The 7,329-nt window shown below is 63.9% G+C and carries 8 protein-coding genes, 1 tRNA gene and 1 pseudogene; 7 read left to right on the plus strand and 3 right to left on the minus strand.

Annotated features, from left to right (window positions below; all coding sequences use genetic code 11):
- Nucleotides 1-10 precede the first annotated feature (10 nt).
- The 3 genes and pseudogenes from H8B02_RS23490 to H8B02_RS23500 form a co-directional block, all read right to left on the minus strand.
- Nucleotides 11-246: pseudogene (locus H8B02_RS23490) on the minus strand (GIY-YIG nuclease family protein).
- 132 nt (nt 247-378) lie between these two features.
- Nucleotides 379-454, minus strand: a tRNA-Ala gene (locus tag H8B02_RS23495).
- A 95-nt stretch (nt 455-549) separates the two neighbouring features.
- Nucleotides 550-954 carry a TIGR02300 family protein gene (locus H8B02_RS23500; RefSeq protein WP_229168482.1) on the minus strand — a complete coding sequence of 135 codons (405 nt, stop codon included), beginning with the start codon at nt 952-954 and terminating at the stop codon, nt 550-552.
- 146 nt (nt 955-1,100) lie between these two features.
- On the opposite strand from H8B02_RS23500, the gene aroA reads away from it, so the two are divergent.
- The 7 genes from aroA to H8B02_RS23535 all read left to right on the plus strand — a co-directional run.
- On the plus strand, nt 1,101-2,438 hold the full coding sequence (gene aroA, locus H8B02_RS23505) for a 3-phosphoshikimate 1-carboxyvinyltransferase (RefSeq protein WP_229168476.1): 1,338 nt from the start codon (nt 1,101-1,103) through the stop codon (nt 2,436-2,438).
- Nucleotides 2,435-3,064, plus strand: coding sequence for a (d)CMP kinase (gene cmk, locus H8B02_RS23510; RefSeq protein WP_229168477.1), 630 nt, complete (start codon nt 2,435-2,437; stop codon nt 3,062-3,064). The genes aroA and cmk overlap by 4 nt, the downstream gene beginning before the upstream one ends.
- Nucleotides 3,065-3,109: 45 nt before the next feature.
- A complete protein-coding gene (locus tag H8B02_RS23515; RefSeq protein ID WP_229168478.1) occupies nt 3,110-3,379 on the plus strand; it encodes a hypothetical protein in 270 nt (89 codons plus the stop codon).
- A 63-nt stretch (nt 3,380-3,442) separates the two neighbouring features.
- A complete protein-coding gene (gene rpsA, locus H8B02_RS23520; RefSeq protein ID WP_229168479.1) occupies nt 3,443-5,152 on the plus strand; it encodes a 30S ribosomal protein S1 in 1,710 nt (569 codons plus the stop codon).
- A gap of 288 nt (nt 5,153-5,440) precedes the next feature.
- The gene (gene sppA / locus H8B02_RS23525) at nt 5,441-6,418 is read left to right on the plus strand and encodes a signal peptide peptidase SppA (protein WP_223971530.1); all 978 of its coding nucleotides are present in this window, start codon (nt 5,441-5,443) and stop codon (nt 6,416-6,418) included.
- Nucleotides 6,419-6,592: 174 nt separating this feature from the next.
- Complete coding sequence (locus H8B02_RS23530) at nt 6,593-6,922, plus strand: integration host factor subunit beta (RefSeq protein ID WP_229168480.1); 330 nt, start codon at nt 6,593-6,595, stop codon at nt 6,920-6,922.
- A gap of 83 nt (nt 6,923-7,005) precedes the next feature.
- A partial coding sequence (locus H8B02_RS23535; RefSeq protein ID WP_229168481.1) for a lipopolysaccharide assembly protein LapA domain-containing protein occupies nt 7,006-7,329 on the plus strand: 324 nt, incomplete at its 3' end.

Here is a 7,329-nt window from a genome sequence, read left to right on the forward strand (position 1 = left end):
TGGGCGGCGGTTAGAGACGCTTCTTGGCGAAGGCGCGGCCGCTGTGGGATTTAATTTCTCGAATGCCAGGGCTTTGTACTTGTCCCGAAATGCGCAGTACCAGACGAGCTGCCAGGGCCTGAATTTTGAGGTGTGTGCGGACTTACCGGCATTGTGCTCGGGAATCCGCCGCTTCAGATCCTCGGTGGCGCCAATGTATTCCTGGTCAGGAAAGTTTATGCTGCGGATGATGTAGACGTACCACATTCGCATCCACTGAGGCCGGACGGGAGTAGAACCCTTGGCAGTCCGTCTTCGCCCTTCGGGCTACGCCGGACACCACGCTTCGCCCTTCGGGCAACTCGTGGCTGCGCCACGCGTAGCCCGAAGGGCGAAGCGTGGTGGAGCCAGGCGGGATCGAACCGCCGACCTCTTGCATGCCATGCAAGCGCTCTCCCAGCTGAGCTATGGCCCCTTATCCAGTTGGGATGATCCTGGGGGATCGATCCCGGCCCGCGCGGCCTGGATGACTCGCGCGGCAGCACCGTTGATCATAGATCGGCGCCGATCTCAAGTCTCTTCGTCGCCGCCGACGTCACCAATAATATCGGTCACGTCCTCATCGCCCTCTTCCTCGTCGGCGATGAAGGTCGAATCGTCGTCGTCATCGTCGTCGATGGTCTCATCGACCTCGATATCGTCCTCGGATTCGGGAACCACGGCCTTGACCTTGCCGGTGTTCTCCTCGGCATCGGCCTCCTCGAGCGAGACCAATTCTTCGGTCTCCGCCGCCTCTGGCTCGGCTGCGGTTGCCGGTGAATTCACGGGCGCGCCGCGGCCCCGCGCCGGGGCGACCGGCGCGATCGGCACGACCTCACCGGTGTAGGGCGAAATCACCGGATTCTTGTTGAGGTCGTAGAACTTCTTGCCCGTGGTCGGGCAAATGCGCTTGGTTCCGAGCTCGGACTTGGCCAACGTGGTCATCCCAGAATTTTGCTGAAAAACGGTGCTTCACTTGGCTAGTTGAGGAGCCGCTGTCAATAGCGGTTTGCGCGCAAGTGACGGGCGCGTGACGCGGTGTTGCCTATGTGATACCTGCCGCGGCGCGAGAGGACACAATCTTGGCCCATTCCGACACCCCGACCCCGCTGGAATCGCGCGTTTGCGGCCCCCTGGCCGGCAAGGTCCGCGTTCCCGGCGACAAATCGATTTCCCACCGTGCCCTGATCCTCGGGGCGCTTTCGGTCGGCGAAACCCGCATTTCCGGCCTTCTGGAGGGCGAGGACGTCCTCAATACCGCCAAATCCATGCGCGCCCTGGGCGCCAGGGTGGAGCGGACGGCGCCTTTTACCTGGTCGGTCGCAGGCGTCGGCGTCGGCGGCTTCGCCCAGCCCCCGGCCCCGCTCGATTTCGGCAACTCCGGCACCGGCTGCCGGCTGGTGATGGGCGCGGTGGCCGGCTGCCCGATCGCCGCCGTCTTCGACGGCGACGCCTCGCTGCGTACGCGGCCGATGCGCCGGATTCTCGACCCACTGGAGCTGATGGGAGCCCGAACCAGCGACATCCGGGAGGGCGGCCGGCTGCCGCTCACCCTGCACGGCGCCCGCTATCCCGTGCCGATCGTCTACAAGACCCCGGTCGCCTCGGCCCAGATCAAGTCCGCGGTGCTGCTCGCGGGCCTGTCCGCGCCCGGCATCACCACGGTCATCGAGCAGGAGGCGAGCCGCGACCACACCGAGCTGATGCTGAAACATTTCGGCGCCGAGATCTCCACGGAGAAGGAAGGCAGCCACGGCCGCAGGATCTCGCTGAACGGCGAGCCCGAGCTGCACGGCGCCCAGGTCGTGGTGCCCGCCGATCCGTCCTCGGCGTCGTTCCCGATCGTCGCGGCGCTGATTGTCGAAGGGTCCGACGTCGTGTTCTCCGACGTGATGACCAATCCGCTGCGCACCGGCCTGTTCACCACCTTGCGCGAAATGGGCGCCTCGATCGAGGAGAGCGATTTGCGCGGCGATGCCGGCGAGCCGATGGCGCAATTGCGCGTGCGGGCCTCGAAGCTGAAGGGCGTCGAGGTGCCGCCGGAGCGCGCGCCGTCGATGATCGACGAATATCTGGTGCTGGCGGTTGCGGCAGCGTTTGCCGAGGGCACCACGATCATGCGCGGCCTGCAGGAGCTGCGCGTCAAGGAGTCCGACCGTCTCGAAGCCACCGCCGACATGCTGCGCGTCAACGGCGTCAAGGTCGAGGTTTCCGGCGATGATCTGATCGTCGTGGGCCGCGGCCACGTTCCAGGCGGTGGCCTTGTTGCCACCCACATGGATCATCGCATCGCGATGTCGGCGCTGGTGATGGGCTGTGCTTCGGATCGGCCGGTGAAGATCGATGACACCGCCTTCATCGCAACCAGTTTCCCGGATTTCATTCCGATGATGCGCGCGCTCGGAGCAGACTTCGCATGATCATTGCCATCGATGGACCCGCCGCCTCCGGCAAGGGCACGCTCGGCAAGCGGCTCGCCCACCACTACGGCTACCGCCATCTCGACACCGGCGTGATCTACCGCGCGGTGGCCTATGCGATGATGGCGCAGGGCGCCGATCTCAACGATGAGGCGCTGGCGGTGGCCGTCGCGCTCGAACTCGATCCCGAGAAGTTCGGCAATCCGGTCCTGAAGACCCAGAAGGTCGGCGAGGGCGCATCTGTCGTCTCGGCCTTTCCCAAGGTGCGCGAGGCGCTGGTCAACTTCCAGCGCCAGTTCGCCGCCGATCCGCCCGGCGCGGTGCTGGATGGACGCGATATCGGCACCGTAATCTGCCCGGATGCCGACGTGAAGATCTTCGTGGTCGCCGATCCCCGCGTGCGGGCGCGGCGGCGCACCCTGGAGGCCCGAGCGCGTGGCGAGGACGCCGACGAGGAGGCGGTGCTGGCCGACATCCTCAAGCGTGACGAGCGGGACAAGAACCGGGCCGTCGCGCCGTTGCGGCCGGCGGCGGATGCCCACACGCTGGACAATTCCAATCTCGACATCGAGGCCGGCGTCCGCGCCGCCATCGCCATCGTCGAGGCGGCGCGCGCCAAGCGCTAGAATCGTCGGCGTCGGAGGGCCCTTTCGGCCCGAAAACCCAGCAAAATGGGGCATTTCCTGCTTGCCGAAAACGGCTTGCAGGGCTATATCAGCGCCGTTCGGAGCAGCATCGACCATGTCGAGGCCGTGTCTGAGCGGGCCGGCGCCGGGTTTGAGCCCTCGCCGCTTCTGGAGGAACGCCCGCTCCCAGGTCTTGAAGTCGATATTTTCGTTTCAGGCTCCGGATCATTCAAACGTACCGAACGTGCAGTTTTGCTGCCGGCCCGCTGTTGCACCTCCTGCAATGAGCGGTCGTCAGGGTTTGCGGAACCCTGACACTTCACGCGCGGTGCGCCCATCAACCCGAACGGCCGGCATGATCCCGCATTTGGAGAACAAATGGCTTCGAATACTGTGTCTTCCTATACCCCCACCCGCGACGATTTCGCGGCGATGCTTGATGAATCCTTTGCCGGCGGCAATTTGCAGGAAAGCTCGGTCATCAAGGGCAAGGTGGTTGCAATTGAGAAGGACATGGCCGTCATCGACGTCGGCCTGAAGACCGAAGGCCGCGTGGCGCTGCGCGAATTCGCCGCCCCCGGCCGTGAAAGCGATCTGAAAGTCGGCGACGAAGTCGAGGTGTTCCTCGACCGGATCGAGAATGCGCTCGGCGAAGCCGTGCTGTCGCGCGACAAGGCGCGCCGCGAGGAAAGCTGGGGCAAGCTCGAGAAGGCGTTCCAGAACAACGAAAAGGTCAACGGCGTCATCTTCAACCAGGTCAAGGGCGGCTTCACGGTCGACCTCGACGGTGCGGTGGCCTTCCTGCCGCGCTCGCAGGTCGACATTCGTCCGATCCGCGACGTTGCGCCGCTGATGAACAACTCGCAGCCGTTCCAGATCCTCAAGATGGACCGCCGCCGCGGCAACATCGTGGTGTCGCGCCGCACGGTTCTCGAAGAGACCCGCGCCGAGCAGCGCCAGGAGCTGGTGCAGAACCTCGAAGAGGGTCAGGTGATCGACGGCGTGGTCAAGAACATCACCGATTACGGTGCGTTCGTTGATCTCGGCGGCATCGACGGCCTGCTCCACGTGACCGATATCGCCTGGCGCCGCGTCAACCACCCGACCGAGGTGCTGACCATCGGCCAGACCGTGAAGGTCAAGATCATCAAGATCAACCACGAGACGCACCGCATCTCGCTCGGTATGAAGCAGCTGTTGGATGATCCGTGGCAGGGCATTGAAGCCAAGTACCCGCTGGGTGCCCGCTTCACCGGCCGCGTCACCAACATCACCGACTATGGCGCGTTCGTCGAGCTCGAGCCGGGCATCGAAGGCCTGATCCACGTCTCCGAGATGTCGTGGACCAAGAAGAACATGCACCCCGGCAAGATCGTTTCGACCTCGCAGGAAGTCGAAGTGCAGGTGCTCGAAGTGGATTCGGTCAAGCGCCGCATCTCGCTCGGTCTCAAGCAGACCATGCGCAATCCCTGGGAGGTCTTCGTCGAGAAGTTCCCGGTCGGTTCGGTGGTCGAGGGCGAGGTCAAGAACAAGACCGAGTTCGGTCTGTTCCTCGGTCTCGAGGGCGACGTCGACGGCATGGTCCACCTCTCCGACCTCGACTGGAAGCTTCCGGGCGAGCAGGTCATCGACAACTTCAAGAAGGGCGACATGGTCAAGGCCGTGGTGCTCGACGTCGATGTCGAGAAGGAGCGCATCTCGCTCGGCGTCAAGCAGCTCGAAGGCGACCCCTTCGCCGAGCCGGGCGACGTCAAGAAGGGCGCGGTCGTGACCTGCGAAGTGCTCGAAGTGAAGGAGAGCGGCATCGAGGTCCGGATTTCGGGCACCGAGTTCACCACCTTCATCAAGCGGTCCGAGCTGGCCCGCGATCGCAACGACCAGCGCGCCGAACGCTTCGCTGTCGGCGAGAAGGTCGATGCCCGCGTCATCCAGTTCGACAAGAAGGCCCGCAAGGTGCAGGTCTCGATCAAGGCGCTGGAAGTTGCCGAAGAGAAGGAAGCCATCGCGCAGTACGGCTCCTCCGATTCGGGAGCGACGCTTGGCGACATCCTCGGCACCGCGCTGAAGAACCGCGGCACCGACAAGTAAGCGTTCGCGTGATTTGAGCGAACAATTGGGCCCCGGCGCAAGCTGGGGCCCTTTTTGCTTTGGGAATGCCCGTAGCCCGGATGAAGCGCAGCGAAATCCGGGGTTTTGTATCCGCGGCTGAAGCCTTCCCGGATTGCATTTCGCTCCATCCGGGCTACAGGTGCCGTCAGGTCGCGGGCCTTGTTTTCTTCATATTGCGTCGCAATTGATGTATTTGGCTAAGCTGATAGTGACGCTGCGACGGCAAAACGCGCCGGATTGCGCGCTGACTATTTCTGGAGAGATCGGATGTCGCTGGATTCAGACGTGATCGTCGACCGCCGCCGTATCAGGCGCAAGTTGACGTTCTGGCGCGTCGCCGCTGCGGTCATTGCGATCGCGGCCATCGTCGGCGTGGGCGTGATCGCCGCCGGCGGACGCGGCGCCTTCTCGACGTCGAACGCGATCGCGCGGATCAATATCGACGGCCTGATCCGCAGCGACCAGGAGCGCGTCGAGGCGCTGGAGCGGCTCGGCAAGTCGAGCTACGCGGCTGTTGTCGTGCACATCAATTCGCCCGGCGGCACCACCGCGGGCTCCGAGCAGCTTTACGATTCGCTGGTGCAGTTGAAGGCGAAGAAGCCGCTCGTCGTCGTGGTCGAGGGATTGGCCGCCTCGGGCGGCTACATCACGGCGATCGCCTCCGACCATATCGTCGCCCAGCAGACCTCGCTGGTCGGCTCGATCGGCGTGCTGTTCCAGTTCCCCAACGTGTCCGAATTGCTCAAGACCGTCGGCGTGAAGATGGAGGAAATCAAATCCTCGCCGCTGAAGGCGGCGCCCAACGGCTTTGAGCCGACCAGCCCGGAGGCCCGCGCTGCGATCGACGGCCTGGTCAAGGATTCCTATGCATGGTTCCGTGGATTGGTGAAGGAACGGCGCGGCATGGATGATGCCCTGCTGGAGAAGGTCGCGGATGGCCGCGTCTTCACCGGCCGGCAGGCGGTCGACCTCAAGCTGATTGATCAGCTCGGGGACGAGAAGACCGCGATCGCCTGGCTGGTTGCGGAGAAGAAGGTCAAAAGCGACCTGCCGGTGCGCAATTACAAGCTCAATCCGCGATTCAGCGACCTGACCTTCCTGCGCACCGCGGCGTCGATGACGCTCGATGCGTTCGGTCTTGGCGGCATCGCGCGGCGAATCGAGCAGGGTGGCGTAGCCCAGGCGGTCGACCGATTCGGGCTCGACGGCATGCTGGCGCTGTGGACTCCCGGAGGAACCGACTAGTCGAGAGCGAAAGGCGTACTGATCAGGGTATTCTCGCTCTGCGGGAATCGCCGCATGCCCCAATTGGGCTATTTGTCACGCGATTTCACGACGTCCTAAATCGATTTAGCGTCTTGACAGTGCACGGCATTTTCACGGAAATGGGTTTCCGCAAGAGCCCGGATCCCATTTTCGATGATCAAATCCGAACTTGTTCAGCGTATCGCCGAGCACAACCCGCACCTCTATCAGCGGGACGTCGAGAACATTGTGAATGCGATTCTCGATGAAATCGTCGCGGCGCTAGCGCGTGGCGACCGCGTCGAGTTGCGCGGTTTTGGCGCTTTCTCGGTGAAGCATCGCCCGGCCCGTGCCGGCCGCAATCCGCGTACCGGCGAGCATGTGCCGGTCGACCAGAAGAGCGTGCCGTTCTTCAAGACCGGCAAGGAAATGCGCGAGCGCCTCAATCGCGACGAGGCTGAGGCGGGAGCCTCCAAGATCGACGCGCCCAAGGCTAATGCTTAAGGCTGACGCTTAGCGCGACGCCCGGCGTTGTCGTTGCGGCGGGCGATGGGCCCGCACTTTCTCCATCGCTGCGAGAGATAGTCATGCGAAAGTTCTTCACGGCAGTGGTCGTCGTTCCGCTCGGGCTGATCTTCATCATCTTTGCCGTCGCCAATCGTCACTGGGTGACGGTGTCGTTTGATCCCTTCAACTCTGTGACGCCGACGGTTGCGGTCACGCTGCCGCTGTTCGTCGTCATCATCGCGTCCGCTATCCTCGGCGTGATCGCCGGTGGCATTGGAACCTGGTTCAAGCAAGGGCGCTGGCGCCGCGCCGCCCGCCAGCATGAGGCCGACGCCCGGCACGTCCGCGCCGAGCTCGCCGACCTCAGGGCCACCGCCTCCCGGGACGACGCGCAGCGTCGTTCG

Origin of the sequence: Bradyrhizobium altum (assembly GCF_020889705.1) — a bacterium.
In the GTDB taxonomy this organism is placed as follows: Bacteria; Pseudomonadota; Alphaproteobacteria; order Rhizobiales; family Xanthobacteraceae; genus Bradyrhizobium; species Bradyrhizobium altum.